General features: G+C 67.0%; 2 protein-coding genes. Both read left to right on the top strand.

Annotated elements, in window-relative coordinates; genetic code table 11:
- The coding region (locus tag ACI3KW_RS23195; RefSeq protein ID WP_404850053.1) for a ribosomal protein S5 at positions 1-348 on the top strand (348 nt) is incomplete at its 5' end.
- Entirely contained in the window at positions 348-533 is a 186-nt protein-coding gene (gene rpmD / locus ACI3KW_RS23190) for a 50S ribosomal protein L30 (RefSeq protein WP_067121122.1), read from the top strand. The genes ACI3KW_RS23195 and rpmD, both read left to right, overlap by 1 nt.
- Positions 534-640: the final 107 nt, after the last annotated feature.

The following is a 640-nucleotide window of genomic DNA, read 5'->3' as shown; positions in this document are numbered from 1 at the left end:
AACTTCTTCCGCGTTCCGCGCACCGGCAACACCATCCCTCACCCCGTCCAGGGTGAGTCGGCTGCCGGCGTCGTGCTGCTCCGTCCGGCCGCTGCCGGTACCGGAGTCATCGCGGGTGGTCCCGTCCGCGCCGTGCTCGAGTGCGCCGGCATCCACGACGTCCTGTCGAAGTCGCTGGGTTCCTCGAACACGATCAACATCGTGCACGCCACGGTGACGGCTCTGAAGCAGCTCGAGGAGCCCCGTGCGGTCGCCGCGCGTCGTGGTCTCGAGTTCGACCAGGTCGCACCTGCGCGTCTCGTCCGCGCCGAGGCCGAGGCCATCGCCGCACAGAAGGTAGGTGCCTGATGGCCGCCCGGCTCAAGGTCACGCAGATCAAGTCCAAGGTGAGCGAGAAGCAGAACCAGCGCGACACGCTGCGTTCGCTCGGTCTCAAGCGCATCGGTGACAGCACCGTTCGCCCCGACGACGCGCAGACGCGCGGTTACGTCAAGACCGTCGCCCACCTCGTCAAGGTTGAGGAGATCGACTAATGGCTGAGAAGAACGAAGCCGTCGAGGCCGAGAAGGCCCCGAAGAAGGCTGCTGCTCCCAAGGCTGCCGCCGAGAAGAAGCCCGCCGCCAAGAAGGCCGCTCCGAAG

It is taken from the genome of Devosia sp. ZW T5_3 (genome assembly GCF_044987315.1).
Classification (GTDB): Bacteria; Pseudomonadota; Alphaproteobacteria; order Rhizobiales; family Devosiaceae; genus Devosia.
The sequence above is the reverse complement of the archived record's forward strand: the minus strand, read 5'-3'. Positions and strand labels throughout refer to the sequence as shown.